This window comes from Dysgonomonas mossii, assembly GCF_004569505.1.
In the GTDB taxonomy this organism is placed as follows: domain Bacteria; phylum Bacteroidota; class Bacteroidia; order Bacteroidales; family Dysgonomonadaceae; genus Dysgonomonas.
In genome coordinates this window covers 1-537 of record NZ_SPPK01000033.1, presented here as the reverse complement: position 1 = coordinate 537, position 537 = coordinate 1, and the positions used below count along the sequence as shown (strand labels likewise).

1 pseudogene is annotated in these 537 nt (G+C 69.1%); it reads right to left on the bottom strand.

The window, feature by feature from the left end:
• A pseudogene (locus E4T88_RS18465) lies at positions 1-537 on the bottom strand (hypothetical protein); the annotation flags it as partial.

The following is a 537-nucleotide window of genomic DNA, read 5'->3' as shown; positions in this document are numbered from 1 at the left end:
GGAAAGGCCACCACGCGCGCCGGATCGAACACCTCGTGCTGGCCCAGGCCGTCGCAGGTCGGGCAGGCGCCGATCGGCGAGTTGAACGAGAACAGGCGCGGCTCCAGCTCGGGCAGCGAATAGCTGCACACGGGACAGGCGAACTTGGAGGAGAACAGGTGCTCCTGCCCGGAATCCATCTCCAGCGCGACCACGCGGCCGTTGGCGTCGCCCGCCTGCTGGCCGATGCGCAGGGCCGCCTCGATGCTCTCCGCCAGGCGCTGCTGCGCGTCGGGGCGCACCTTCAGGCGGTCGATCACCACATCGATGTCGTGCTTCTCCGTCTTTTTGAGCGGCGGGAGCATCTCGTGCTCCAGGATGGCGCCATCCACGCGGAAGCGCACGTAGCCCAGGCCCTGCATCTGCGCGAAGAGTTCGGTGAACTCGCCCTTCTTGTCGCGCGCCACCGGCGCGAGCACCATGAGGCGCGTGTCCTCGGGCAGGGCCAGCACCGCGTCCACCATCTGGCTCACCGTCTGCGCGGTCAGCGGAAGGCCG